Raw genomic sequence first — 24,126 nt, 5'->3', positions numbered from 1 at the left:
AGTCCCCTGGCACCCCGGAAGTCTCTTTCGGGGTGTTTTTTTGTCCTGAATCGTGGGGCAAGACGCGGAACACGCCTGTGACGCGGCGCAGCGCGGCTCCGGCGGGAGGGCGATTGCCGGAAGGCCGCCTTCGGGCAGGCGAAGGCGGAGAGAAGAGGCGGCAAAAGGCCGGAGGCTAGTCGAAGTCGGCGAGCAGCGGAGCCAGACTGAAGGAGCCGAGGCGTATGGCGCTGATGTCGCGGCGCATGCGGGCCATGGCCTCGTAGAGATGCGGAGAGCCGAGGCCGTTGTGGATGGAGCTGTAGGCCTCGATGAAGGCGGCCAGATTGTCGCAGGCCTTGATGAGCTGGCCGTCCTTGGGATCGAAGCGGTCGTCGTTGCAGCGGGCCTGGAGATCGGCGAAGCCGTCCGCCTTCTGAATGCCCTGATCGGTGCGGAAGGTGTCGTTGAATTCCGACTTGGTGGTGAGGCCGAGATAGTAGTCGAGGCGTTCCCGGATGTGACCGTAGCCTTCCTGTTCCAGCGGATCGAGAATCTTGCTGTGCAGTTCCTCGTCTTCGTACTGATGGATGATTTCCGGCAGCTGGGCCACGGAGCGCTTGACCGGCGTGATGATGTCGCGGGTGAGCAGCTCCGCGAGATCGTGGAACAGACCGCAGTAGAAGTCGTTGATGCGGCGCTGGGGGCAGCCGTCGAGGTAGAGGCTGAACAGATAGGAATACACGGCCACGATGAACATGTGCCCCAGCACCGAGGTGGCGGGCACGCGCGGCGTCTGGGCCCAGCGGATCTGAAAGCGGAGCTGCCCGCAGAGATTGGCCATGCGGGCGAGCGCGGTTCCCGAACCGGCGAGCAGTTCGTTGACGCCGTCCACGTCCTTGAGCGCGAGCAGACGCTTGTTGAACGACGGGCCTATTTCCTTGATTTCCTCGTCGAAGCCGTTCAGCGGTTCGATGAGGCAGAATTCCCAGCGGGAGGCGTACATGTGGGCCGCGCTGAGAATGCGGTCGCTCAGGGCGTTGCTCTCTTCCGCCGGGCGGGAGTGATAGGCCGTGAGGCGCTGCCAGAAGTCTTCGTCCAGCGGGCGGATGCGGGGCTCGAGTTCTTTGAGCGTCCAGGCGGTGAGTTCGCGGTAATGTTCGCTGTTGGCCTTGATGCGGTAGAACACCGGCGGCTTGATGTCGGTGATGATGAGCCTGTATAAGTAGTCGAAAATGCCGCCTTCAATGATGTCGATGCCGATGCGGCGCTGCTCTTCGTCGCTCATGCCGGCGGTGTTCTGCTGCCAGAGAAGAAAGGCTACGATCATCTTGTGAGCCTGCTTGTCCAGCTCGAAAAGTTCCACGGGACGCAGCTTGTCGTTCCACCGCCGCATGCTGGCTCCCGAGAAAATGAACTGGAGAAGGCTTTTTCTGATGCTCCGCATGGCCATTCCTCACTTGCTTAAACTTTCATTTTATGGCAGATACCTTGTTTCAAACGTTCTGGCAAGGGAACGGCGGTCTGGTAGCCGCTCCCAAGGCGCGTTTCGCCGGCTCCCCGTTGCGGGCGGAATGGCTCCGGTTTCCCTTGAAAAAGGAACAGTGTAACGAGGAATGTGCTTCCGGCTTTCTGGCGGGAAGCCTTTTTGTGACTACGCCTCTTCAACGGCACACTCATGCGGTTCCGCTCTGCGCGGGACAGGAGATATTTTCATGAAAACTTTCAGCCCGACCCCGGCCGACATCGACCGTCAGTGGTATCTGGTTGACGCCGAAGATCAGATCCTTGGCCGTCTCGCCGCTCAGATCGCTCATCGTCTGCGCGGCAAGCACAAGCCTGAATTCGCTCCTCACATGGACAACGGCGATTTCATCGTTGTGATCAACTGCGAAAAGATTCGCGTGACCGGCACCAAGATGCACGACAAGCTCTACTACAGCCACTCCGGCTGGGTTGGCGGCCTCAAGGAAATCAGCCTCGAAAAGCTGCTTGCCTCCAAGCCTGAAGAAGTGCTCCGCAAGGCCGTTCGCGGCATGCTGCCCAAGAACCGTCTTGGCCGCGCCATGCTGAAGAAACTGAAGATTTACGCCGGCGCCGAACATCCTCACGCCGCTCAGGCCCCCAAGCCGCTGACTTTTGAGAAGTAGGAGTCCAGCCATGTCCAGCACTTTTGATTACGGCACCGGCCGCCGCAAGACCGCTATTGCCCGTACCCGTCTTTATCCCGGTTCCGGCCAGATTGAAATCAACGGCCGTCCCATGGATCAGTATTTCCCCCGCAAGACCCTGCAGATGATCGTCCGTCAGCCTCTTGCCCTCACCAAGCTCGCCGAACAGTACGACATCAAGGTCAACGTGTGCGGCGGCGGCATTTCCGGTCAGGCCGAAGCCGTGCGCCTCGGCATTTCCCGTGCTCTGCTCCAGGCCGATCCCGCCCTGCGCGGCACCCTGAAGCATGCCGGCCTGCTGACCCGCGATGCCCGTAAGAAGGAACGTAAGAAGTACGGTCTGGCTGCTGCCCGCGCCCGTTACCAGTACTCCAAGCGTTAATCTTCCGATTCTCGCCATGTGGGAGCCCGTCGTTTTTTCGGCGGGCTCTTTTTTTTGCGTTGCGTCCGCCGGAAAAGGCGTCCGGCGAAATCTCCCCCCGGCAAAAACTCGATGCGGGGATGGCGGAGATTCCGGCAGACGCGAAGACAGGGCGTCCGCGGACTCCCTTTTCACGGCTCGCAGGCCCGAAGTGCGAAAAATGCCGCACATGCGTCAGAATTATTCCGGGAACGCCGTATGGTGGAAGAAGTTCCATCAGGAGGTTCGTCATGGTGTTTTCGCCCAGAATGGTCATGCTGCTGCTTGTGGTCTGCTACGCGCTGTGGGGCGGCGGCATGATCGCCATGAAGTACGCGTTTGAGTCCTTCACCGTTCTGCATGTGGTTTATGCCCGAGTGGCCTTTGCCGCGCTGTTCTATCTTGCGCTTTTTCCCAGGTGGCGGCACATGCCCTATGAAAAGGGCGACTGGAAATATCTGCTGCTCCTGGTCATGTTCGAGCCTTGCCTGTTCTTCCTGTGCGAGACGTTTTCCATGAAATACACCACGGCCTCGCAGGGCGGCGTGATTGCGGCGTGCTTCCCGCTCTGCACGGCGGTGGCGGCGTGGCTCTTCCTCAAGGAAAAGCTCACGAAGCGCACCGTGCTCGCCATTGTTCTGGCCGTGCTTGGCGTGGCCGGCTCCTCCTACTTTGCCGAAGGCGACGCCAAGGCCTCCAATCCTCTGCTCGGCAACCTGCTCATGTTCGGCGCCGTGCTTTCCTCCACCGGCTACGCGGTGTGCGCGCGCTTCATCGCCCGCCGCTATTCCTTCCTCAGCATTTCCGCCATTCAGGCCATCGGCGGCGCCATTGCCTTCTCGCCGTTTCTGCTCACCTCGTCGCTGCCGCAGAACGTCACGCTGCCCGCGCTCGGCGGTCTGCTGTACATGGGCGTCGGCGTGGGCATTCTGGCCTATCTGCTGCTCAACCTTTCGCTCAAGCATCTGGAAGCGGGCATCGTGTCGCTGTTCGGCAATCTCATTCCCGTGTTCACCCTGATTTTCGCCTACGTCCTTCTCGGCGAAAGACTCAACGTTCCGCAGGTGCTCTGCGTGGCCCTCGCCCTGTCCGGCGTGGTCATTTCCTCCACGGAAAAGAAGAGCTGACCTTCCGCTTCGGGCGTAATCCTCCGGCTTTCCACGGCCTTTTTCGGGCGGCGCGCATTCGCATTTGCAATCCTGGCGCGCGCGGCGTATAGCCAAGGTGAAAAACAGCGCGATATTGCGCTGCAAAAACAGGCTTTCGCCCGGAACATCATTATGACGGAACCTTTGTCCGAGCAGAAAAACGCATCGTCTCTGCCTTCCATTCCCGAAAACGGCTGCATCACGCTCATAGGCATGGCCGGCGCGGGTAAAACCACGGTGGGCCGCCTTGTGGCGCGCTCGCTCGACTGGGCCTTCGTGGACTGCGACCACGTCATCGAAGCGGCGTTCGCCGCGTCTCTCCAGACCGTGGCCGACGCCATGAGCAAGGAAGACTTCATCAACGTCGAAGCCGAAATCGTGGGACGTCTGCGGCTGTGCCGCACGGTCATCGCCACGGGGGGCAGCGTGGTGTATCGCGCCTCCGCCATGGAACACCTGGCCTCCCTGGGGCCCGTGATCTATCTTGAAGCGCCCATGAACGTGGTTCTTGAGCGCATCGCCCGCAATCCCGATCGCGGTCTGGCCATCGCTCCCGGGCAGACCGTGGAGGATCTCTTCCTTGAGCGCGAAGCCCTGTATCGCCGTTACGCCTCCTTTGTGGTGAGCACGGCCGGGGTTTCTCCCGCAGAGAGCGCGCGCCGCGCCCTGGAAGAGATTGCGCGCTGGTACGCTTAAATCATTCTTGACGCCGTGACGCCCTCAAGGGTACTCTTACCCGTTGTCTGTGCCGCTTGTTTCGGCACGTTGATTATGCTAATTTTTCCTTTTAAGGAGTCTGACTATGCTTCGTCGCACTGTTATTGCGCTGGTTGTGGCCTTTTTCTGCTCCGCCGTCGTGCTGCCTTTCCAGGCTGAAGCCGCCGGCAAGATAGGCGTGGCCAATCCCCTGCGCCTTTCCGCTCAGAGCGATCCCGGCAAGGAAGCTGAAAAGCAGCTGACCTCCATGTTCGGCAAGGAACGTCAGCAGCTCGAAAAGCAGAATGAAGACCTCAGCAAGCAGGCCGAAGATCTGCGCAAGCAGGCCGCCGCGCTTTCTGAAAAGGCCCGCAACGAACGCGCCCAGAAGATTCAGAAGCTGGCCCAGGAACTGGAAACCAAAGGAACCGCCTACACCCAGCGCCTTTCCCGCGTGCAGCAGGCCATCAATTCCCAGATGAATGAAGTGATGCGCACCGCCTGCGAAAACTACGCCAAGAAGAACGGCTACGACATGATCGTGGACGCTTCCGTGGTCATGTTCTACGTTCAGGCCAACGACGTGACGAGCGGCCTGATCGAGGAAGTCAACAAGGTCTGGAAGTCCAAGGGCGGCAAGTTCAATCTCAGCTCCGTGAAGTAACAAAGGAGCCATGAATGCCCAATCCTTCGTTCAAGCTTTCCGATATTGCGGAAAAGCTCGGTGTGAGACTGGCTCTCAAGGAGCCTGACGACGACATCGTCATTACCGGGATCAACACGCTGGAAGAAGCCGGCCCCACGGAGCTGAGCTTTCTGGCCAACCCCAAGTATGTTTCACAGCTGGCCACCACAAAGGCCGGGGCCGTCATCGTGCGGCCCGAACATGAGAACGACGTCGCCCGCGCTCTTGTGACGGATAATCCCTATCCCATGTTTGCGCAGGCGCTGACGCTGTTCGTCAAGCCGCAGGGCAGCTTCACGGGCGTGAGCCACATGGCCTGCATTCATCCGGAGGCCGAGCTTGGCGAGGATTGCACCGTCTATCCGTTCTGTTACATCGGCCCCCGCACCAAAATAGGCAAGGGATGCGTGCTCTTTCCCGGCTGCTACATCGGAGAGGATTGCGAGCTGGGCGAGGGATGCATTCTGTATCCCCGTGCGGTGCTTATGGCCGGAACCAAGCTCGGCAAGGCGTGCGTGCTGCAGCCCGGCGTCGTGATAGGCGGCGAGGGCTTCGGCTTCGTGCGAACTGCTGAAGGCATCCGCAAGGTGCCGCAGATAGGCCACGTGGAACTCGGCGATCATGTGGAAGTGGGCGCCAACACCACCATCGACCGCGCCGCGCTCAGCGCCACGCTCATCGACAACGGCACCTGCATCGACAATCTGGTCATGGTGGGCCACAACGTGCATATCGGCAAGGATTGCCTCATCGTTTCGCAGGTGGGCATTTCGGGCTCCACGCACGTGGGCGACAACGTGACCATGGCCGGGCAGGCCGGCATTTCCGGACATCTGCACATCGGCAGCAATTCAACCATCGGGCCGCAGGCCGGCGTTGCCAAGAACATTTCCGAAGGGCAGGTCGTCGGCGGCTCCCCCACCATGGACTATAATACCTACCTGCGCAACGCCACGCTCATGCCCAAGCTCCCCGAGCTGTTCAAGCGCGTGGCCAGGCTCGAAAAGGAAATGGGCCACAAACCCATGGCCAGCGACAAGACGGACCGCTCTCTGGTGGCCATGTGGAATCGCTGGATGTCCATGATGCATCATCGTTGATCCGGCCCCGGCGGCGGGGCTGCCCCCGCCGCCGGTTGTCGTTTCCGCGCCTCTTCGTCCGTATCTCGCGAAGAAAAAAGGCGGATGCGGCAACGCCGTCACTATAAACCGTTAAAAGGCAACAACACCATGAGCGAGTCCATTTCCCTCGGCATCAAGGAGATCCTGAGCATCCTGCCCCATCGCTATCCCTTCCTTCTGGTGGATCGCGTGGACGAGCTGGTGCCCGGCGATCACATTCGCGCGTATAAGAACCTTACTTTCAACGAACCGTTCTTCCAGGGGCATTTCCCCGGCGTTCCGGTCATGCCCGGCGTGCTCATCATCGAGGCCATGGCGCAGACGGGGGTTCTCCTTGTGGCGCACAGCTTCCCTGAGTTCAAGGAGCATCCCGATCAGATTTATCTGTTCACCGGCATCGAGAAGGCGCGTTTCCGTTCGCCCGTCCGCCCCGGCGACAAGCTGGTCATGGAATGCACCAACCTGACGCACAGAATGCAGCTCTGGAAAATGGATACCAAGGCATATGTGGACGGCAACATCGTTGCCGAAGCCAGACTTACCGCATCCGTTCTTCCCAGGGAGTCGTTCTGATATGGCAGCCCCTCAGATCCATCCGACCGCGTTTGTCGCGCCTACGGCCCAGATAGGCGAAGACGTCGTCATCGGCCCGTGCGCCGTCATTGAAGACGACGTCGTCATCGGCGCGCGCACCCGCATCGACGCCTTTGCCTCCATCAAGCGCTATACCACCATGGGAGAAGACAACCACGTCTATTCCTATGCCGCCGTGGGCGGAGAGCCCCAGGATCTGAAATTCCACGGCGAAAAGAGCCAGCTTGTCATCGGCAACAGGAACAACATCCGCGAATTCACCACGCTTCACCGCGGAACGGAATCGGGCGGCGGCGTCACCCGCGTGGGCGACAACAACCTGCTCATGGCCTACGTTCACGTGGCGCACGACTGCACGGTGATGAACAACGTGGTCATGTCCAACAACGCCACCCTCGCCGGACACTGCTTCGTGGACGACAACGCCATCATCGGCGGCCTGTCTGCGGTGCATCAGTTCGTGCGCGTGGGCACGCACGCCTTTGTGGGCGGCATGTCCGGCCTCGCGCAGGATCTTCCCCCGTGGATGCTGGCCGTGGGCAACCGGGCCACGGTGCAGTCGCCCAACATCGTGGGGCTGCGCCGCGCCAAGGCGTCCATGGAACTGCTCTCCGCGTTCAAGCAGGCCTACCGCATGACGTGGTATTCCGGCATTCCCCGTCCGGACGCGCTCATGCAGCTGGAGGCCGAATACGGTCATCTGCCGGAGATCATGGGCTTCATCCACTTCGTGCGGGAAAGCAAGCGGGGCATCCTGCCCGGCGACGAACGCAAGAAGATCATGGATCTTGCCTGAGCCAGGACAACGTTCCGTCTCTGCTGCGGAACGCCGACGTGTTTTCAAAAAAGGTCGTCTTTGCGGACGGCCTTTTTTTGTGCTCTCGGCCAAAAGAAAAGCCTTTTGCGCGAAGACGCTTCGGCGGGGGGCTGTTTGGGCTTGGGCGCGGAGCACGATGGGGACGGCGCTGCCGGAACGGGGCGTTCGGAAGAGTGCGGCGTGTTCGCCCCGGGGCCATTGTTGAAAGGCGTGCGGCGGGTTTCCCGGAGTGCGGAAGGAAGAATGGCGCGGCGGGCGCTGGAGGCGCAGAAATCATGTTCGGGCAAGCCGGCCGGGCGTGCGGAAGCGGAGTCGTCGTTTTGAGTCGGATCGCACGTCTCGGAGCGCACGGCGACGGCGTTGGGAGGGGCTTGCAATGACCGATTGCCGAAGGGCGCGTGTGCCCCGGATGTTCGAGCGTTTGCCGGAGCTCGGAAACCAGTCGTGCCCCGGGATCTTCGGGCGTTCGCCGGAGCTCGGCCGCGACCGTGCTCCGTTTTTTGAGCTTTTTTTGGGATGTCTGACCGGCCGGAAAGCGGGAAGATTGGAGCCGGAAAGGTTCGGCAGGGCGAGCTTGAGCGCCTGCTTGCTCAACACGCGGCGCAGTGTCACAATGGGCAGGACTCGCGCCGGAGTTTTTCCGCGCGGCAAGGAGAACAGGGTGAATAATTTTGTGTTCAATACCCCCACCAGGGTGGTTTTCGGCAGAGGCGTGGAAAAGGAAGTCGGCGGGCTGGTGCGCGAATACGGCGGCAGCCGGGTGCTGATTCACTTCGGCGGCGGCAGCGCGGAGCGTTCCGGGCTTCTGGGGCGCATTCGCGATTCTTTGAAGGAGGCGGGCGTCAGCTGGGTGGAGCTCGGCGGCGTGGTGCCGAATCCGCGTCTTTCCAAGATTCATGAGGGGATTGCGCTCGGTCGCCGCGAGGGCGTGGACTTCATCCTAGCCGTGGGCGGCGGCAGCGTCATTGATTCGGCCAAGGCCATAGGCTACGGACTGGCCAACGAAGGCGAGGTCTGGGACTTCTTTGACAAGAAGCGCAAGGCTACCGCCTGCGCTCCCATCGGCGCGGTGCTGACCATCGCCGCCGCGGGCAGCGAAATGAGTTCCTCCTGCGTGGTGACCCGCGAGGAAGGCTGGATAAAGAGAGGCTATTCCAGTGAATATTCCCGTCCGCGCTTTGCCGTGATGAATCCCGAGCTTACGCTTACGCTTTCGCCCTGGCAGACGGCCTCGGGCTGCGTTGACATTCTCATGCACACCATGGAGCGGTATTTTCATCGCAGCGGAGGCATGGAGATTACCGACGGCATTGCCGAAGCGCTGCTCAAGACGGTGATGAAGAACGCGCTCATTCTTCGGGATGATCCCTCGAACTACGACGCGCGCGCCGAGGTCATGTGGGCGGGCAGTCTTTCGCACAACGGCCTGACGGGCTGCGGAACGGACGGCGGCGACTGGGCGTCCCACAAGATAGAGCATGAAGTGAGCGGCCTGTTCGACGTGTCTCACGGGGCGGGACTGGCCGCCGTGTGGGGAAGCTGGGCCCGGTATGCGTACCCTGCGGACGCGGCGCGTTTCGCCCGCTTTGCGCATAAGGTCATGGGCGTGAGCGGCGCCGGAACTCATGAGGAAATGGCGGAAAAGGGCATTGAAGCCATGGAGAATTTTTTCCGGGCCATTCACATGCCCACGTCGCTCTCGGAGCTCGGCGTGCATCCCACGGAAGAGCAGATCCGCGACATGGCGGAAAAATGTTATCGCGGCATAGGCGGCCCGGTGGGCGTGATTCGTCCGCTGGACGTGGACGACCTGATAAACATCTACCATATGGCCATGTAGAACGGCCGGAAGGCGCGTCCGTGCGGCGCGTTCCGCCGACGCCTCGTGTGCGGACGATGGCGAGTCCGCCGTGTTTGCGCGGCGCTGACGGACGCCATGCTTGAGACTTGAGCGCGGCCGGGCGTCGGCCGATGTTGAAAAAACGGGGGAAGAGGCTTTTGCCTCTTCCCCCGTTTGCAGTTGTGTGCGATGCCTAGCGGCGCGCGAGTTCGCGTTCCATGTCGCGGGACTCGGCGCGGCGTTTGAGCTCTTCGCGCTGATCGTGCAGCTTGCGGCCCCGGGCGAGGGCGATTTCCATTTTGACCTTGCCCTGCTTGAAGTAGATTTTTGTGGGAACCACGGTGAGGCCCTTCTGCTCGATGCGCGTGGTGAGCAGATGAATTTCGCGGTGATGAAGCAGGAGCTTTTTGTCGCGGTCGGGATCCTGAAGCACGTAGCCGCCGCGATCGTAGGGCGCAATGCGCAGGCCTACGACAAAGGCTTCGCCCTCGCGGCACTCGACGAAACTGTCGCCGAAGCTGACCTGCCCGGCCCGGATACTTTTTACCTCCGGCCCGGTAAGAACGAGACCGGCTTCAAAAAATTCAAGAAATTCGTAGTACTGACGGGCTTTGCGGTTATCGATGCGCGGCGTGTCGGCCATGGGGATGCTCCTGAAGAGAAGATCGGAAAACGGCGGCCTCAAGGAAAAGGAAGAGCAGGAAAGGAGGCGGGTTTTCCCAAGGATTTCACAGGGGGAAGTACCATACAAGCCTTTTTCCTGCAAGATGGACGAAAAACGCCGCCCGGAGGCCGTGCGGAGAAGATCGGCCTTCGGGCGGCGCGGCGGACGAATTGTCGAGAAAGAGCTCGTCCGGCATGCCGCAGCTCAGGCGATGGGGAAGACGCGGGAGAGTGTCCTGATCGCCTGAGATGGGATCACAGGTTTACATGAGTCCTATATAGTTCCAGTACGGAATCCAGACCACGACGAGCAGCACGCCGGCAAGCAGGGTGCGCAGACCGAGCGCGGGCAGAATGTGCCGGAGCGTGACGCAGCCCGTGGTGAACAGGTAGAGGAACATGACGCCTTCGTAGGGGAAGAAGTACTGGTCGAGGCCGAGCTGGAAGGCGTAGAACAGGGGCAGCGGGTTGACGCCCATCTGCACGCCGAGTTCGCCGAAGGCGGGCGTGAAGGCCACGGTGGCGGCAAAGGGCGTGAGCAGGAAGTTGGCCACCGTGCCGGCCACGTAGGAGCACACCACGCTGATGGTGGGCGGCAGGCCCTGCAGATAGGGCATGATGGAGGCCACGGCCCACTTGTTGGCGCCGACCACGCCGGCCACGGCGCCTATGGCCATGCAGCCCGCCACGAAGACCAGGAACATGATGTTCAGATTGTTGAAGGTGTTCACGTTCAGAATGCCCATGCCGGGCATGTAGCAGAGCAGGGCGGCGAGGCAGAGAATCCAGACGGCGTTGAGTCCGGTGAAGGGTTCGAGCATGAAGCCGAGCACGCTGATGAGCGCCAGAACGAGAAGACGCTTTTCCGCGGTGCTCATGGGTCCGAGTTCTTCCATGCGCTTTTTGAGCACCTGCTTGAGGGTGGTTTCATCGGGCATTCTGGTGGAGCCGCGGGTGAGGTACAGGGCCACGAAGCACAGCACGATGTACAGCAGGTTGTTGAGACCCATGTGGGAGAGGTATTCCCAGAAGTCCACATGTTCGCCGATGGCCTTGAGCAGAATCTGGAACGCCCAGATGAAGGATTCCGACGTGTGCAGGAACTGCATGGTGGGGGCGGAGGAGGCGAAGAAGCAGCCCAGCATGATGAGCGAGGACATGCGGGACTTGGTGTCCAGTTCCAGCGCCTGAATGATGCCCATGCCGATGGCGCAGAAAATGACGGTGCGGGCAAAGCCGGAAGCGAGCAGCAGACCGAGAATGATGCCGCCCACGCCGAAGCCTATGAGCATGCCCCGGAAGGTGCCGCCCGTGAGAAGCATGCAGCGCAGGGCCACGCGCTTGGCCAGACCGGTCTGATCCATGGCCTCGCCGAAGATGGCGGCGCCGAAGGTGGTCCAGATGAGCACGGTGGTCCAGGGACTGAACACGACTTCCGGCGTGGCGAGATTGGTGATCAGATAGGCGAAGGTGAGCGCCGCGGACACGAACACGGCGGGCAGCAGATCGAAGACCCAGATGACCACGGCCACGGCGGTCAGAGCGAGATACAGGGGAAGATTGGCGTAGGTGTCGTTCGGAGCCAGAGTGTAGAACAGCGAGGCGGCCAGCAGAACGGAGAGCCATTTCAGAGCAAGGCTTCTGGACATGGGCATTTTCCTTGAGAGTTCAGGATAAATTTCACGTGAAGGAACCGAAAAAATGCGCGTCGGCGAGGCCGGCGGCCTGAACGCGCGTCGCGGCGGAAATCCGGTTCGTGTTCGTTGCGGCGGATAGATGCGCGAACTCCGGCCTGCCGCTCGGGGAGAGAAGCGGCAGACCGGAGCTCGGCGTCAGTTCTGTTTTTCGGAGACGGTTGCGGAAGCGCAGACCGGGAAGTTGAAGTTGTCCATGTAGTAGCGGTAGGGCTTGACCGGGTAGCGGTCCAGAGGCACGGCGTCGAAGCTTGCTTCCATGCCGTGTTCGCCCTTGCGCACGTTGATCCAGGCCGGACCGCGGGTGTCGTCCCTGTGGGGGAAGTCGGCGCGGTAGTGGCCCGCGCGCGATTCCTTGCGCAGCAGGGAGGCGCGCAGGAAGGCTTCGGTAATCAGGGTCATGCCGCGCGCTTCGGTGAGCTTGACCAGATAGTGGGGATCCGAGGCTCCGGCCTGAGGCACGACTTCGTCGCGGAAGGCTTCCAAGCGGGAGAGCGAACGGGCAAGACCGTCCTGCGTCTTGAGGATGCACACGTCGATGGGCGACATGAGCCGCTGCATCTTGCGCACGATGTCCTTGGGCGAGACACCCTCTCTGCCGAGGGGCGCGGTGTCTTCGTGCAGGGCTTCGAGGGCGAGGGATTCGTCGAAGGAGGTTTCGCTTTGAGAGGCGGCGCTAAGACCTGCGTTTTCACCGGCAATCCAGCCCGTGGTGGCGGTAAGGCAGCTGTCCCAGCCGCCCATGTACACGCCCGGGGTCACGCTGCGCGCTCTGCCGGCCACGTAGAGTCCGGGCACGCCGGTAAAGCCCTGCTTGTCGGCCTTCACGCCGCCGAAGCAGGTGAGCACCTGCGACATCCATTCCGTGGTCTGATGGAAGAAGTCGATGCCGAGCGCCTTGAGCTTGGTGTCGTTGAGCTTCATCCAGCCGCCGGTGGGCGTCATGTCGCGAATGCCCTTTTCGCTGAGGGTGCTGGTGTCGAAGTAGATGGGGCCGCGGCCCGCCAGCACTTCAAAGGCCATGCCGCGCACGTTGTAGTGGGGGTCGGCCTTGGCGCCCAGCTTGGGAGAGTAGCGGCGCATGAAGTCTTCGCCCTTGCCGTTCAGGAAGCGCGCGCCGTGCGGCAGCAGACCGGTCTGACCTTCCCAGGCGAAGAGCTTGGGCACGTTCCAGTTTTCGATGAATTCCATGTTGCGCAGGGTGGCGCCGGCCTCGTAGGCCAGCAGGCTGCCTTCGCCCGCGCAGGTGTTGAGCAGATACGAGCCCTTCCAGCCGCCGGAATGCGCGGCCAGAATGACGGCCTTCGCGTGAATGAGAATGGACGCGCCGCTCTGGCCGTGGAAGCCGGCCGCGCCGACCACGCGGTCGCCGTCCTTGATGAGGCGGGTGATTTCCACGCGGCCCATACGCTTGACGTTCAGCTCCTGAAGGCGCTTGTTCAGCACTTCGGTGGTGTGGCTGCCGCCCTTGCCGTAGGGGTGGTAGAAATAGTAGCGCATCTTGTCCAGACCGCGCTGGGGAATGGACTGGAGCACGCCGTCTTCGCGATAGAAGCGGTGGCCCATTTTTTCCAGATCCATGAAGCGGTCGTAGGAGAGCTCCAGAATTTCCTTGAGCACGTCCTGTTCGCACAGGCCGTCGTAGTAGTAGGTAAGCTCGTCCACGAGGTCCGAAGCTTCAAACTCGGGCTGCTTGACGATCATGTCGCCGCCGGACATGCTGCCGAGTCCGCCCCAGTCGCGGGGTCCCTTGTCCACCATGAGCACGTTGTTCACGTGTTCGCGGGCCTTGATGGCCGCCCAGGTTCCCGAGAAGCCGCCGCCTATGACCAGAACATCGGTCTGAAGTGTGCAGTCGTACTTGTTCATATCCGGCCTCCTTCACCGTCGTACAGCGTGTAGGGAAGACGTTCCTTGAAGGGGTGGACGTCGATGGCGTCGGCGGGGCAGTGCAGTTCGCAGCTGAAGCAGGTCATGCAGTCGTCGCCGTAACGGATGGAAGCCTTGCTGCCGCAGGTGAGGCAGCGCATGGCCTCGGCCTGGGCGTCGAGCTGATCGAAGCCGGCAACGGCTTCGTCGAACAGGCCTCCGTTCATGTTCGCCCTGCGTTCGTTGCGGGGCAGATGGGGCAGTTTGTCTATGGGCATGTGTTCCACCACGGGGCGGGAGGCGGGCGTTTCGTCCTCCACCAGCAGGCCGTTCAAAGCGCGGCTCATGGCGTGGGCCGCGTCGCGGCCGCCCACGATGGCCTGAATGACCGAGGCGGGGCCGGTGACGGCGTCGCCCGCGGCGAACACGGCCTCGCGGCTGGTGCGCATGGAAGAGCCGGAAACGAGAATGCGCGGGCCGCGCATGTCCACGCCGGAGGCGATGTCGGCAAAGTCGCCGGTCTGGCCGATGGCGAAGATGACCTGATCGGCCTCGATGCGCACGGTCTGCGTTTCATCGAGCACGGGAGAGAACTTGCCTTCGGCGTTGAACAGCGACGTGCACACATGAAATTCCACAGCGCAGGCCTTGCCCATCTTGCCTTCGATGCGGGCCGGGCCGAGGGTGGGATGCAGCGTCACGCCGCGTTCGAGGGCGTCCTTGATGTTGTGTTCAAAGGCGGGCATGTGTTCGCGGTCTTCGAGGCAGCACATGTGAACTTCTTCGGCGCCGAGCATTTTGGCGCTGATGGCCGCGTCGATGGCCACGTTGCCGCCGCCGACCACGCACACGCGGCGTCCGGCGGCAGGCGCGTTGCCCGTGCGCAGATCGCGCAGGAATTCCACGCCGGTGAACACGCCTTCGAGTTCCATGCCTTCAAGCGGAAGCTTCTTGCCGGCGCTGAGGCCCGGAGCGAGAAGCACGGCGCGGTAGCCGAGATCGTGCAGATCGGCCAGATTGAGATTGCAGCCTTCGCCGATGCGCGTATTGCAGCAGAATTCCACGCCCAGGGCTTCGATCTTGCGGATGTGGGCGTCGATGACGCTGTCGGGCAGACGATAGGCGGGAATGCCGTAGCGCAGCATGCCGCCGGGCTTGGGCAGCGCCTCGAACACGGTGACGGGCCAGCCTTCAAGAGCCAGATACCAGGCGGCGGCAAGTCCGGCCGGGCCGGAGCCCACCACGGCCGCGCGGGAGAGGTGACGCACGGCGGGTCTGGAGGGCAGCTCCTGAAGGTCGAGATCGCCGAGGAACTGTTCCAGCGCGTTGATGTTCACGCTTTCGTCCATGGACGCGCGGGTGCATTTGCTTTCGCAGGGATGGAAGCACACGCGGCCGGTGAGCGCCGGGAAGGGCGTGCCCTTTTTGAGCACTTCCAGGGCCTCTTCAAGGCGGTTCTGCTGAAGCAGATGATTGTATGTGCGTATGTCCGTGCCTGCGGGGCAGGCGGCCATGCAGGGAGAGAGTTCCGTCTGCCGGGTGTCCAGCCGGAACACGTCGAGACTGCACGACTTGAAGCACTGACCGCAGCCGGTGCATTTTTCGGAGTCGATGTGTCGTATCAAGGAAAAATCCTCCTGTCTGAAAGCGCGAACCGGCCTTTGCAGGCGCTCGCGCAACACAGTTCTTCGGGCTTCTGCGTCGGAAGACGGGGAGCTCTCGGGAACAAACGCCGCCCTGCCGGTTCGGCAGGGAGCGGTGCGGCCGACGCTGCAGACGTCGCGCCGCGTGGAGGGAAAAGCTTTTCCTGACTGATTTGTTAAATGTTATTTTTCACATGACGCGGAAAAAAAATGGCGCATCTGCGCCATGAGCATGAGTTTTTTTGAGAAAAATGAAATTTTTTAAGGCTGCGGGATGGAAAAAGCGCTTTTTCGGCAGCGCAGAAACACGGATTGAAAAAAATATCCTGCTTATTTTATTTGTTGTTTTTATACTTCTTCCGCTTGTGCGAATTTTTGTCGTGCCCGGGGCGCGGCGGAGCTCCTGACTGGCGGCTACTGTTCGGCCAGATCCCGCAGAGCGTTCATGTCCGTGACGACGAGCGCGTTTCGGGTGAAGCGGCTGATGATGCCTCGCTCCTTGAGCGTGTGGATGCAGCGAACCAGCGTGGCCCGATGAATGCCGAGCCTGTCGGCGAGTTCCTGCTGCGTGACGCCGGGGCGGAAACTTTCCGACGCGCGGCTTTCGGCGGCGCGCAGCATCCAGCGGGCAATCTGGATGAGCGCGGCGTCCGGCCCGGTGTAAGAGAGCGTTTCGTGCATTTGAAGATTCTTTCTCGCCAGCGACTGCATGATTTCTATGATGAGCTCCGGGCATTTGCACACGAAGTCCGGGGAGAGCAGCAGCCTGCCGGGAAAGCGCCAGAGCACGGTTTCCTCCTTGCAGAGGTACTGCGAATCCGGATTGTCGAAGCCGGTCAGCGCCGTGGACACGTTGAAGAGATTGCCCGCCTCAAGGCCGATGATGGAACGTTCGCGTCCGTTCTGGGAGGCGTAGGAGATGAGAAGTCGTCCTTTTTCGATGTAGTAGAAGTCGGTGAGGGCGTCGCCTTCGAGAATGAGCGGATAGCCGGCCGGGCAGACCTGACGCACGGCAAGGTGCAGCATGTCCGTCCAGGCCCGGGCGGGAATGCGGGTGCGAAGACTGGATGCGGAAGCATGGCTGGACATGACTTTCTCCCGGATTCGGCCGCGTCCGCCTTTCCTCGTGGCGGCTGCGCGGTCGTGGGCAGCGTTTTTTTGCGCCGCGCTCTGCCGCGGGCCCGGCAACGGCGCGACGCAAAAGCGGAAACATTGCGGCATGATGCTTGCTTTTCAAGAGTGCCACATCGGCGCAGATCCCGCAAGGCGCGCTTCAACGTTCGGAGCGTCAGTTTTTCATGCCGGAAATGAGCGCGTAGATTTCGCCGGTGGTCCAGCCCCGGGCGCGGGACTGCACGCGGCGGGCCACGGCGCGGGGCGCGCCGCCGAGCGGAAGCTCTTCGCGGATGAGCGCGAGAATTTCTTCCCGGCTGCTGCGGGCGTTGCCTTCGGGCGGGCCGACGACCACGGTCACTTCGCCGAGAATGCCCGAAAGATCGGGCAGATTTTCGAGGCGGAAGCGCAGATACTCTTCGTGCGTCTTGGTGAGTTCGCGGGCTACGCACACTTCGCGCGGGCCGAGCAGGGCCAGGGCGTTTTTCAGGGTTTCTTCAAGCCTGTCCTTGCGCTCGAAGAACACCAGCGTGGCCGGAATGGTGGCGTAGGGCGAGAGCGTGTTTTCCTGATCGGAGCGCTTGCGCGGCAGAAAGCCGAAAAACACGAAGGGCTGCGGCGGAATGCCGGAACCGGCCAGCGCCGTGACCGGCGCGCACGGCCCGGGAATGACGGAAACCGGAAGTCCGGCTTCGCGGCAGGCGCGGATGACCACGTAGCCGGGATCGGCCATGACGGGCATGCCCGCGTCGGAAATGAGCGCGATGTTTTTCCCTTCGCGCAGAAGTTCCAGCACGGAGGCCGCCTTTTCCTTTTCGTTGTGGTCGTGATAGCTGATGAAGCGGCGCACGTTGACGCCCCAGCGGGCGCAGGCGAGGCCTTCACGCTTGGTGTCTTCGGCGAGCACGAGGTCCGCCGCTTCGAGGCAGGCCCGGGCCCGGGGAGAAAGATCACCAGGGTTGCCAAGAGGCGTTCCCACCACCCACAGCGTGCCGGGTTCCGATATCTGCGAATTCGATGACATTTCGTATCAGCTCCGTTTGGTAGGTTCCCGACCGGGCCGCCACGCACACGAGGTCGAAGCGGCAGGGCCTGTTCCAGGCGTCGTGTTCGGCAAGCCACGCCTGCGCGGCGCGCAGCAGCCGTTCCTTTTTGACGGCGGTAAGCGCTTCGTAGGGGCGCTGCATGCCGTATGCATCGCGCGTTTTCACTTCCACGAACACGAGCGTGTCGCCTTCCTGCGCCACAATGTCGAGCTCCAGATGTCCGCTGCGCCAGTTGCGGGCCAGAATGCGCCAGCCCATGCCGCAAAGCATTGTTGCGGCGCGCTCTTCGCCGACCGCGCCTGTGCCCGCCTTGCTATGCGGCGCGCGGGCGCGTTCTCCCTGTACCCTGCGGAAGGGATTCAGCACAGCCAGCCCTGTTCCTGCACTTTCGGCGGCAGCACGCCCCGAAAATCGAGGCGATGCAGGGGGCAGGGGCCGTATTTTTTCAGGGCTTCCTTGTGCTCCCTGGTACCGTAGCCCTTGTGTCTTGCAAAGCCGTATTCCGGCCAGCGCGCGTCGAATTTCGTCATGAGCTCGTCGCGGAAGGTCTTGGCCAGCACGGACGCCGCGGAAATGGAAGGCACCTTGGCGTCGCCGTCCACCACGGCTTCCTGCTCGGGCAGAGGGATGCCGAACTGACGGAAGTAGAGCGGCGGAATGATCTGCGTGCCGTCGATGAGCAGGCGCGCGGGCACGTTTTCTCCTTTGGCGTGCATGCGCACGCGCATGGCGGCCACGGCGCGGGTCATGGCCATGAGCGAGGCCTGAAGAATGTTGATGCGCGAAATTTCGTTCATCCAGGCGAGTCCTATGCCCCAGCCCACGGCAAGACTGCGGATTTCTTCGGCGAGGCGGTCGCGCTCTTCGGCCTTGAGCACTTTGGAATCGTCCAGTCCCATGAGGTCGAAGCCGTCGGCGAAAATGACGGCGCCGGCCACCACGGGCCCGGCAAGACAGCCTCTTCCGGCTTCGTCGGTTCCGGCGGTGAGCAGTTGCCGGGTATCCGGGGCGCTGAAGAGCATGCCCTGTTCAATAACGGCTTTTTTGCGGGGTCTGGCCATGATTCACCTGAAAAAGAAAATGGACCGCAGAACACGGGCTTCTGCGGCGGTGTGCCGAAGATACGGAGTTTTTCGGCAAAACAAAAGTGGGAATGCACGGAAAATCGAACGGCGTCCGGGAAGAAGCGCCGCATTTTTTCATCGACCGGGAAATGCCGGTCGCCCGATAGACAAAATCCCCTGCCGGAAAACCGGAAGGGGATTTGTCTGCTCGAAAGAAGGGCCCGGGCAGCGCCGGACCGGAATCTTAGTAGCGGTTGCGGGGCTTGATGCGGGCAGCCTTGCCGCGCAGTTCGCGCAGGTAGTACAGACGGGAACGACGCACGCGGCCTTCGGTCACCACTTCGATGTGGTCGATGAAGGGGGAGTGCATGGGAAGAATGCGTTCCACGCCCACGCCGTCGGAAATCTTGCGGACGGTGAAGGTGGCGCCGGTGGTGCCGCGCTGAACACGGATGACGTTGCCCTGGAACATCTGGATGCGTTCCTTTTCACCTTCGACGATGCGCAGGTACACCTTGACGGCGTCGCCGGGCTTGAAGGACGGAATGTCCATACGCATGTGTTCGCGTTCAATCTGCTTGATGATATCCATAGGGGGACTCTCCTTGAGGAAAAATGGTGTTTATCCCCGATCGCCGAGCAGCCTGTCCAGAAGGATGGCGGCGGCGGCGCGCACGGGGAGATGATTGTACTCGTCCATCCAGCGCAGCGGCGGCAGGATGGCGTCGCATTGCTCCAACACCTCAGGCGCAATGCCATGCCCGGTTCCCAGAAGCAGGAGCACGGGCCTGTCCGCAAGCCTGCGCCGCACGTCGTCGAACGTGGTCGCGGGCCGGCGTTCCCGGTGTTTTTTATCTAGGACAGGCTGGGCACTGGTGCCGACCACAAAGGGCGGCAGGCCGCGATCGGTTGTCAACGTCGCAATCGCGCTTTCCAGAGATTCCTCGGGCCTGACCAGTCGAAGGGCTTCGGCTCTGTCGGGATTGAACGACAGCCCCGGCCCTTCCGTCCAATGAGAGAGCAGTGTTGCCAAGAGTCTGCGCTGATCCTCCAGCGGCGTGACCACGAAGAATCCACTGATCCCATAGGTGCGGGAAATTCGTGCTATATCGTGAATGTCGAGGTTTGTCAAAGAGGTTGTGCCCGTTTTCCGATCTTTTAATCGCACGGGGTGATGCAGCAGGGCCACATGCAGGTTTTTTCCCGGACGGAAGCGGGGCGCGGCGCGCAGAACCTCCCTGTCGTGATGGGTGAGCACGGCGTGATCGAGCAGATCCGGACGGTGTTTTGCCGTGGCGAGCACCGACTGTTCGCGTCGCCACGCGGCGATGAGCGCGTGATTGCCGCCTTCAAGCACTTCGGGCACGCGAAGGCCCTCGAATTCGTCCGGCCGCGTGTACTGCGGATATTCCAGAAGGCCGTTGCTGAAACTCTCTTCGTCGCCGGACTCGTCCTTGCCCATGAATCCGGGCTGGAGTCTGGCCGTGGCCTCGATGACGGCGAGCGCCGCGGCTTCGCCGCCGTTGAGCACGGCTTCGCCCACGCACACGGGCTCCACGGGGAGAAGATCGAAGAGGCGGGCGTCGAAGCCTTCGTAGCGGCCGCACACGAGGGTGATTTCCTCTTCTTTGGCGAGCTCGCGGGCAAAGTCCTGCGTGAAGGGGCGTCCGGCCGGAGTGAGGGCGATGAGTCTTCCCTTTCTGCCGTTGCAGGGAGCGAGTTCGCGCAGCGTGCGCACCAGCGGATCGAGCATGAGCACCATGCCCGGGCCGCCGCCGTAGGGGCGGTCGTCCACGGAGTGATGCCGGTCCGTGGACTTGTCGCGCGGGTTGGCAAAGGAAAATTCCACAATGCCCGCCTCGCGCGCCTTTTCCATGAGACCGCTGGAAAGGGGCGAGTCGAACCACTCGGGAAAAAGAGTGACGAGATTGTAGCGCATGACGGATTATGCCTTGCGGGCGGAGCCTTCTTCCGCGTCCTGTTCGTCCTGCCCGTCGTCGGGAGCAAGCGAGGCTGCGCCTTCGCGGTACAGGTCGAGCAGGCCTTCCGGCGGGGCAATGGTGGCCGTGCCCGCGGAAAGATCGATGTCGCGCACGAATTCAGGCACGGCGGGGAAGAGTATTTCGTAGCCGCCGCTCTCTTCCGGCGCGCGGATGCCCCACATTTCCTGACCGGCGGGGAAATCCACGTCTTCCAGTTCGCCCACAGTCGTGCCGTCTTCAAGGCGCACGGAAAGACCGATGAGGTCGCGCAGATAGGGCTCGTCCTCTTCGGGTTCCGGCAGGAAGGAGGCGTCGATGAGCAGTTCCTGACCGCGCAGCTGTTCGGCGGCGGAGCGGTCGTTGCAGCCCTCGATGCCGAGAATGAGCTGATCCTTCCACAGATGCCAGTCGCGCACGCGGATGGGGCGCGGGGCGAAGCGTCCGGCGCGCAGCATGAGAGGCTTGTCCAGAAGGTCCGCGGAATCGGCGTAGTAGTCCACGCGGATGTCGCCCTTGACGCCGTGGGGCTTGGCGAGTCGCCCCAGAACTACGAGAGAAGAAGCAGGCATTATTCGAGAATTTCCAAAACGACGCGCTTTTTGGTTTTGGCGGAAACCGCGCCCAGAAGGGTGCGGATGGCGCGGGCCGTGCGGCCCTGCTTGCCGATGATCTTGCCGAGGTCGTCTCTGGCCACGGAAAGTTCCAGCGTGGAGGCCTGTTCGCCTTCGGTTTCGCGCACGGTCACCTGATCGGGGTTGTCCACCAGCGACTTGGCGATGAATTCCACAAGTTCTTTATGCTGCATGTATGCTCTCCGCGCGTTTTCCCGGAGCATGAGGAGAAAACGCGAAATTTTTTTCAGAGTATCATTCCCTTCCGTCGCCCGTCAATGAAGGGAAGGGGCCGTCGCGCAGGCCGGGCGGAGCCCGGAAGCCCCGGGGCGGAAAAGGGCGGGACGGGCGCAGGCGTTTCTGCTAGACTTTCGGCAGGTCTTGAAACAGTCCCGTGCGCGGCCGGGTTCTCGCGGCCGGGCGAAAGACGGCGACAAAGGAGTGAGCGATGAACATGAAGAAACTTGTGCTCGGCGCGTTGTGCTGCGCGGCTCTGGCAGCGCCTGCGCCTGCGCTTGCGCAGATGGTGGAACTGCCCGCGCCGCAGAAGCAGGGCGGGCTTTCCCTGCTGGAATCGTTGGCAAAGAGGCATGTGGAGCGGAAGTTCGACAGTCGTCCGCTGCCGATGCAGGAAGTGTCGAACATTCTCTGGGCGGCCTGCGGCGTGAACCGCGAGGACGGCAGACTCACCGTGCCCACGGCCATGAACCGTCAGCTCATTGCCGTGTACGCCGTTCTGCCCGACGGCGTGTACCGCTACAACGCCGCGAAGAACGCGCTGGAGCAGGTGCTTGCAGGCGACTACCTGAAGCTCTACGCCAACGGCGCGCCGCTGGTGCTGCTGCATGCGGCCAAGGAGAGCGACCGCTACTCGCCGTTTCACGTCGGCTCCATGTACGAGAACGTGGCGCTCTACTGCGCCTCGGCGGGGCTCGCCAACGTGATGAAGGCGCAGGAGACGAACCGGCTGGACGGAAAGCTGCCGCTGCCGGAGGGCTGGAAGGTGTACATGATTCAGCCCGTGGGCTATCCGGCAAAGGCCGACTGACGGCAAAAAAAGTCCCCTGTCGTCCGACGCGGCCTGATGAAGGAGGGGAAGGGCGGCGACGCGTCGAACGGCAGGGGAAAGGTCTTGAGGGGGAAGGCCGCTATTTCGAGGCGGCGTTGCCCTCCTGTTCCATGAAGGTGCGGAACGAGCCGAAGGCACTGATGTCTCTGGCGCTTTCGGAGAGGTCGGCTCCGCAGATGAAGCCTCTTACCCACGAGCCGTCGGCAAGTTCCACGGAACCGAGGCCGAGCGGCGCGGGAATGCGTTCCAGAAACGCGCCCACGGCGCTGCGGGGTATGGACCAGACTTCCACCTGAACGGGAACGCCGCCGTCCTCCACGCGTACGATGGCCGGACGCAGGGGCGCGCCGCCGGGCAGAAGCTTCATGCGGTAATGAGGAGCCGTGGCAGTGGCGCACTCGAACACGGCGCCCGTGGCTTCGAGCTCATGGCACAGGGCCATGCCGCTCATGTGCGCTCCGCCCACGGCCAGCAGCAGCGAGCCCTTGTCGGCGGCGGGCTTCACTTCCGTCGCGCCGAGTCCGATGCCTTCCTTCAGGGCTGCGGCGTGGAAGCGCGAGGCGAGATCGAGCAGACGGGCTTCCGAAAAGGCCGGACCCATGAGCGTGACGCCGAAGGGCATGGCCACGTCCGTTCCGGGCATGTGCGGTACCGAGGAGGGCACGGCCACGGCGCACATGTCGAGGATGTTCACGAAGTTAGTGTAGGTGCCCATGTTCACGTTGGTGCTCACGGGATCGCGGCGCACGGCATCGATGGTGTAGGTGGTGGGGGCGGTGGGCAGCAGAAGCACGTCCACGCGCTTGAAGTCCTGCGCCACGATCTGCCGAAGCTCCCGCGTGCGGTAGATGGTGCGGAAGGTGTCCACGGCCGTCCAGTGCGACGCGCCGCAGATGATCTTGTGAACGGTGGCGTCGCAGCATTCGGGATTCTTTTCCACGAAGTCGCCCACCACGGCCATGCGTTCCGCAAGGTACGGGCCGAAATACAGCATGTCGGCGGCTTCGCGGTAGGGCGCGTAGTCGAGGGCCACGGCCGTGCCGCCCAGCGATTCCAGGCGGGCGATGGCCTCGCGGAAGGCCTGCGCCCAGACGTCGTTTCCGCAGAATTCAGGATTTTCGGGCACGCCGAAGGTGAAGGTCTGACCGAGGGGCGCGGGAGAAGAGGCGGCTTCCCGGCTCCACACGTCCTTCTCGTCGGGCCCCTGCGCCGCGGCGAACACTTCGGCGGCGTCCTCGCAGGTGAGGGCGAAGATGGATACGCAGTCCAGCGAGGGGCAGGCCGGAACCACGCCGCACGTGGAAAGCAGGCCGTGGCTGGGCTTGAGGCCCACAAGGTTGTTCAGCGCCGCGGGCACGCGTCCGGAACCGGCGGTGTCCGTGCCGAGGCTGAAGCTCACATAGCCCTTGGCCGCCACGTGCGCCGAACCGGAGCTTGAGCCGCCGCTGATGTATGCGGGATCAAAGCTGTTGGGGCAGGCCCCGTAGGGGGAACGCACGCCCACGAGACCGGTGGCGAACTGATCCATGTTGGTCTTGCCCATGAGCACGGCTCCGGCGTCGAGCAGGCGCTGCACCACAAAGGCCGTGGACTCGGCGGTGTAGGCGTAGGCCGGGCAGGCGGCGGTGGTTTCCTTGCCCGCGACGTCCATGTTGTCCTTCACGGCAAAGGGAATGCCGAGAAGCGGATACCGGCTCCGGCGCTCTTCTTCTGAGAGCGTTGCGCAGGCGGCCTTCAGTTCGCGCACGCGTTCGCACACTTCGTTTTCGTCGATGAGGGTGATCCATACGCCGTTTGCGCTGTCGCGGCGGATGCGTCGGGCCAGATCGCAGAGGCCCTGTTCAGGGTCGCCGCCCTGGGCGTACCAGGCGCGGACGGCGGAAAGAGTGGGGCTGGAAGGAAAGGGGGTCATGATGTCTCC

General features: G+C 62.4%; 25 protein-coding genes. 11 read left to right on the top strand and 14 right to left on the bottom strand.

Annotated elements, in window-relative coordinates:
• Window positions 1-175: 175 nt before the first annotated feature.
• On the bottom strand, window positions 176-1,426 hold the full coding sequence (locus tag Q0K02_RS01220) for an HD domain-containing protein (protein WP_294484187.1): 1,251 nt from the start codon (window positions 1,424-1,426) through the stop codon (window positions 176-178).
• A gap of 268 nt (window positions 1,427-1,694) precedes the next feature.
• Between Q0K02_RS01220 and rplM the strand changes: the two genes are divergently transcribed.
• The 9 genes from rplM to Q0K02_RS01175 all read left to right on the top strand — a co-directional run bounded on the left by rplM (window position 1,695) and on the right by Q0K02_RS01175 (window position 9,451).
• Window positions 1,695-2,129: a 50S ribosomal protein L13 gene (gene rplM, locus Q0K02_RS01215; protein WP_294484185.1), complete on the top strand. Its 435-nt coding sequence runs from the start codon at window positions 1,695-1,697 to the stop codon at window positions 2,127-2,129.
• Window positions 2,130-2,139: 10 nt separating this feature from the next.
• Window positions 2,140-2,532: a 30S ribosomal protein S9 gene (rpsI, locus tag Q0K02_RS01210; RefSeq protein ID WP_294484183.1), complete on the top strand. Its 393-nt coding sequence runs from the start codon at window positions 2,140-2,142 to the stop codon at window positions 2,530-2,532.
• A gap of 269 nt (window positions 2,533-2,801) precedes the next feature.
• Entirely contained in the window at window positions 2,802-3,677 is an 876-nt protein-coding gene (locus Q0K02_RS01205; RefSeq protein WP_294484182.1) for a DMT family transporter, read from the top strand.
• Between the two features lie 153 nt (window positions 3,678-3,830).
• Window positions 3,831-4,394, top strand: coding sequence for a homoserine kinase (gene thrB, locus Q0K02_RS01200; RefSeq protein WP_294484181.1), 564 nt, complete (start codon window positions 3,831-3,833; stop codon window positions 4,392-4,394).
• Between the two features lie 106 nt (window positions 4,395-4,500).
• On the top strand, window positions 4,501-5,058 hold the full coding sequence (locus Q0K02_RS01195; protein ID WP_294484179.1) for an OmpH family outer membrane protein: 558 nt from the start codon (window positions 4,501-4,503) through the stop codon (window positions 5,056-5,058).
• Window positions 5,059-5,072: 14 nt separating this feature from the next.
• Window positions 5,073-6,179 carry a UDP-3-O-(3-hydroxymyristoyl)glucosamine N-acyltransferase gene (gene lpxD / locus Q0K02_RS01190; RefSeq protein WP_294484178.1) on the top strand — a complete coding sequence of 369 codons (1,107 nt, stop codon included), beginning with the start codon at window positions 5,073-5,075 and terminating at the stop codon, window positions 6,177-6,179.
• Window positions 6,180-6,308: 129 nt separating this feature from the next.
• A complete protein-coding gene (gene fabZ / locus Q0K02_RS01185; RefSeq protein ID WP_294484177.1) occupies window positions 6,309-6,773 on the top strand; it encodes a 3-hydroxyacyl-ACP dehydratase FabZ in 465 nt (154 codons plus the stop codon).
• A 1-nt stretch (window position 6,774) separates the two neighbouring features.
• The gene (gene lpxA / locus Q0K02_RS01180; RefSeq protein WP_294484175.1) at window positions 6,775-7,590 is read left to right on the top strand and encodes an acyl-ACP--UDP-N-acetylglucosamine O-acyltransferase; all 816 of its coding nucleotides are present in this window, start codon (window positions 6,775-6,777) and stop codon (window positions 7,588-7,590) included.
• 682 nt (window positions 7,591-8,272) lie between these two features.
• Window positions 8,273-9,451, top strand: a complete 1,179-nt coding sequence (locus Q0K02_RS01175; protein WP_294484173.1) for an iron-containing alcohol dehydrogenase — start codon at window positions 8,273-8,275, stop codon at window positions 9,449-9,451.
• A gap of 193 nt (window positions 9,452-9,644) precedes the next feature.
• Here Q0K02_RS01175 and smpB read toward each other — a convergent pair whose 3' ends face one another.
• Entirely contained in the window at window positions 9,645-10,094 is a 450-nt protein-coding gene (smpB, locus tag Q0K02_RS01170) for an SsrA-binding protein SmpB (RefSeq protein WP_294484171.1), read from the bottom strand.
• On the opposite strand from smpB, the gene Q0K02_RS01165 reads away from it, so the two are divergent.
• Window positions 10,093-10,362, top strand: a complete 270-nt coding sequence (locus tag Q0K02_RS01165) for a hypothetical protein (RefSeq protein WP_294484168.1) — start codon at window positions 10,093-10,095, stop codon at window positions 10,360-10,362. The two genes, smpB and Q0K02_RS01165, sit on opposite strands and share 2 nt — an antisense overlap.
• A gap of 15 nt (window positions 10,363-10,377) precedes the next feature.
• Here the strand turns inward: Q0K02_RS01165 and Q0K02_RS01160 are convergent, their stop codons facing one another.
• The 11 genes from Q0K02_RS01160 to Q0K02_RS01110 all read right to left on the bottom strand — a co-directional run bounded on the left by Q0K02_RS01160 (window position 10,378) and on the right by Q0K02_RS01110 (window position 21,330).
• Window positions 10,378-11,763 (bottom strand): SLC13 family permease, encoded by a 1,386-nt coding sequence (locus Q0K02_RS01160; RefSeq protein WP_294484165.1) that lies wholly within the window; start codon window positions 11,761-11,763, stop codon window positions 10,378-10,380.
• 183 nt (window positions 11,764-11,946) lie between these two features.
• Window positions 11,947-13,677 carry an FAD-binding protein gene (locus Q0K02_RS01155; RefSeq protein WP_294484164.1) on the bottom strand — a complete coding sequence of 577 codons (1,731 nt, stop codon included), beginning with the start codon at window positions 13,675-13,677 and terminating at the stop codon, window positions 11,947-11,949.
• A complete protein-coding gene (locus Q0K02_RS01150; RefSeq protein WP_294484161.1) occupies window positions 13,674-15,302 on the bottom strand; it encodes an FAD-dependent oxidoreductase in 1,629 nt (542 codons plus the stop codon). The genes Q0K02_RS01155 and Q0K02_RS01150 overlap by 4 nt, the downstream gene beginning before the upstream one ends.
• Window positions 15,303-15,734: 432 nt before the next feature.
• Window positions 15,735-16,409 (bottom strand): Crp/Fnr family transcriptional regulator, encoded by a 675-nt coding sequence (locus Q0K02_RS01145; RefSeq protein WP_294484159.1) that lies wholly within the window; start codon window positions 16,407-16,409, stop codon window positions 15,735-15,737.
• 199 nt (window positions 16,410-16,608) lie between these two features.
• On the bottom strand, window positions 16,609-17,457 hold the full coding sequence (gene rsmI, locus Q0K02_RS01140; RefSeq protein ID WP_294484158.1) for a 16S rRNA (cytidine(1402)-2'-O)-methyltransferase: 849 nt from the start codon (window positions 17,455-17,457) through the stop codon (window positions 16,609-16,611).
• Entirely contained in the window at window positions 17,384-17,842 is a 459-nt protein-coding gene (locus Q0K02_RS01135) for a YraN family protein (protein ID WP_363315655.1), read from the bottom strand. Before Q0K02_RS01135 ends, rsmI begins: the two co-directional genes overlap by 74 nt.
• Window positions 17,839-18,501 carry a ribonuclease HII gene (locus tag Q0K02_RS01130; RefSeq protein ID WP_294484509.1) on the bottom strand — a complete coding sequence of 221 codons (663 nt, stop codon included), beginning with the start codon at window positions 18,499-18,501 and terminating at the stop codon, window positions 17,839-17,841. The genes Q0K02_RS01135 and Q0K02_RS01130 overlap by 4 nt, the downstream gene beginning before the upstream one ends.
• Before the next feature lie 286 nt (window positions 18,502-18,787).
• Window positions 18,788-19,135 carry a 50S ribosomal protein L19 gene (gene rplS, locus Q0K02_RS01125; protein WP_294484157.1) on the bottom strand — a complete coding sequence of 116 codons (348 nt, stop codon included), beginning with the start codon at window positions 19,133-19,135 and terminating at the stop codon, window positions 18,788-18,790.
• A 30-nt stretch (window positions 19,136-19,165) separates the two neighbouring features.
• Window positions 19,166-20,482: a tRNA (guanosine(37)-N1)-methyltransferase TrmD gene (trmD, locus tag Q0K02_RS01120; protein WP_294484153.1), complete on the bottom strand. Its 1,317-nt coding sequence runs from the start codon at window positions 20,480-20,482 to the stop codon at window positions 19,166-19,168.
• Window positions 20,483-20,488: 6 nt separating this feature from the next.
• A complete protein-coding gene (gene rimM, locus Q0K02_RS01115; protein ID WP_294484152.1) occupies window positions 20,489-21,094 on the bottom strand; it encodes a ribosome maturation factor RimM in 606 nt (201 codons plus the stop codon).
• A complete protein-coding gene (locus Q0K02_RS01110; RefSeq protein ID WP_294484148.1) occupies window positions 21,094-21,330 on the bottom strand; it encodes a KH domain-containing protein in 237 nt (78 codons plus the stop codon). Before Q0K02_RS01110 ends, rimM begins: the two co-directional genes overlap by 1 nt.
• A gap of 254 nt (window positions 21,331-21,584) precedes the next feature.
• Between Q0K02_RS01110 and Q0K02_RS01105 the strand changes: the two genes are divergently transcribed.
• Window positions 21,585-22,184, top strand: a complete 600-nt coding sequence (locus Q0K02_RS01105) for a nitroreductase family protein (RefSeq protein WP_294484146.1) — start codon at window positions 21,585-21,587, stop codon at window positions 22,182-22,184.
• Between the two features lie 100 nt (window positions 22,185-22,284).
• Here Q0K02_RS01105 and atzF read toward each other — a convergent pair whose 3' ends face one another.
• The gene (gene atzF, locus Q0K02_RS01100) at window positions 22,285-24,117 is read right to left on the bottom strand and encodes an allophanate hydrolase (RefSeq protein WP_294484145.1); all 1,833 of its coding nucleotides are present in this window, start codon (window positions 24,115-24,117) and stop codon (window positions 22,285-22,287) included.
• Window positions 24,118-24,126: the final 9 nt, after the last annotated feature.

It is taken from the genome of uncultured Mailhella sp. (assembly GCF_944324995.1).
Lineage (GTDB): Bacteria > Desulfobacterota > Desulfovibrionia > Desulfovibrionales > Desulfovibrionaceae > Mailhella.
The sequence above is the reverse complement of the archived record's forward strand: the minus strand, read 5'-3'. Positions and strand labels throughout refer to the sequence as shown.

Excerpts from the sequence above, each read along its gene's own strand:
- fabZ (WP_294484177.1), top strand. The coding sequence starts at position 6,309 with ATGAGCGAGTCCATTTCCCTCGGCATCAAGGAGATCCTGAGCATCCTG.
- rplS (WP_294484157.1), bottom strand. The coding sequence starts at position 19,135 with ATGGATATCATCAAGCAGATTGAACGCGAACACATGCGTATGGACATT.
- Q0K02_RS01145 (WP_294484159.1), bottom strand. The coding sequence starts at position 16,409 with ATGTCCAGCCATGCTTCCGCATCCAGTCTTCGCACCCGCATTCCCGCC.
- Q0K02_RS01195 (WP_294484179.1), top strand. The coding sequence starts at position 4,501 with ATGCTTCGTCGCACTGTTATTGCGCTGGTTGTGGCCTTTTTCTGCTCC.
- Q0K02_RS01110 (WP_294484148.1), bottom strand. The coding sequence starts at position 21,330 with ATGCAGCATAAAGAACTTGTGGAATTCATCGCCAAGTCGCTGGTGGAC.
- Q0K02_RS01105 (WP_294484146.1), top strand. The coding sequence starts at position 21,585 with ATGAACATGAAGAAACTTGTGCTCGGCGCGTTGTGCTGCGCGGCTCTG.
- Q0K02_RS01205 (WP_294484182.1), top strand. The coding sequence starts at position 2,802 with ATGGTGTTTTCGCCCAGAATGGTCATGCTGCTGCTTGTGGTCTGCTAC.
- rsmI (WP_294484158.1), bottom strand. The coding sequence starts at position 17,457 with ATGTCATCGAATTCGCAGATATCGGAACCCGGCACGCTGTGGGTGGTG.
- smpB (WP_294484171.1), bottom strand. The coding sequence starts at position 10,094 with ATGGCCGACACGCCGCGCATCGATAACCGCAAAGCCCGTCAGTACTAC.
- atzF (WP_294484145.1), bottom strand. The coding sequence starts at position 24,117 with ATGACCCCCTTTCCTTCCAGCCCCACTCTTTCCGCCGTCCGCGCCTGG.
- lpxA (WP_294484175.1), top strand. The coding sequence starts at position 6,775 with ATGGCAGCCCCTCAGATCCATCCGACCGCGTTTGTCGCGCCTACGGCC.
- lpxD (WP_294484178.1), top strand. The coding sequence starts at position 5,073 with ATGCCCAATCCTTCGTTCAAGCTTTCCGATATTGCGGAAAAGCTCGGT.
- Q0K02_RS01130 (WP_294484509.1), bottom strand. The coding sequence starts at position 18,501 with ATGCTCTTCAGCGCCCCGGATACCCGGCAACTGCTCACCGCCGGAACC.
- Q0K02_RS01155 (WP_294484164.1), bottom strand. The coding sequence starts at position 13,677 with ATGAACAAGTACGACTGCACACTTCAGACCGATGTTCTGGTCATAGGC.
- Q0K02_RS01220 (WP_294484187.1), bottom strand. The coding sequence starts at position 1,426 with ATGCGGAGCATCAGAAAAAGCCTTCTCCAGTTCATTTTCTCGGGAGCC.
- rplM (WP_294484185.1), top strand. The coding sequence starts at position 1,695 with ATGAAAACTTTCAGCCCGACCCCGGCCGACATCGACCGTCAGTGGTAT.
- rimM (WP_294484152.1), bottom strand. The coding sequence starts at position 21,094 with ATGCCTGCTTCTTCTCTCGTAGTTCTGGGGCGACTCGCCAAGCCCCAC.
- thrB (WP_294484181.1), top strand. The coding sequence starts at position 3,831 with ATGACGGAACCTTTGTCCGAGCAGAAAAACGCATCGTCTCTGCCTTCC.
- Q0K02_RS01160 (WP_294484165.1), bottom strand. The coding sequence starts at position 11,763 with ATGTCCAGAAGCCTTGCTCTGAAATGGCTCTCCGTTCTGCTGGCCGCC.
- rpsI (WP_294484183.1), top strand. The coding sequence starts at position 2,140 with ATGTCCAGCACTTTTGATTACGGCACCGGCCGCCGCAAGACCGCTATT.
- Q0K02_RS01165 (WP_294484168.1), top strand. The coding sequence starts at position 10,093 with ATGGGGATGCTCCTGAAGAGAAGATCGGAAAACGGCGGCCTCAAGGAA.
- trmD (WP_294484153.1), bottom strand. The coding sequence starts at position 20,482 with ATGCGCTACAATCTCGTCACTCTTTTTCCCGAGTGGTTCGACTCGCCC.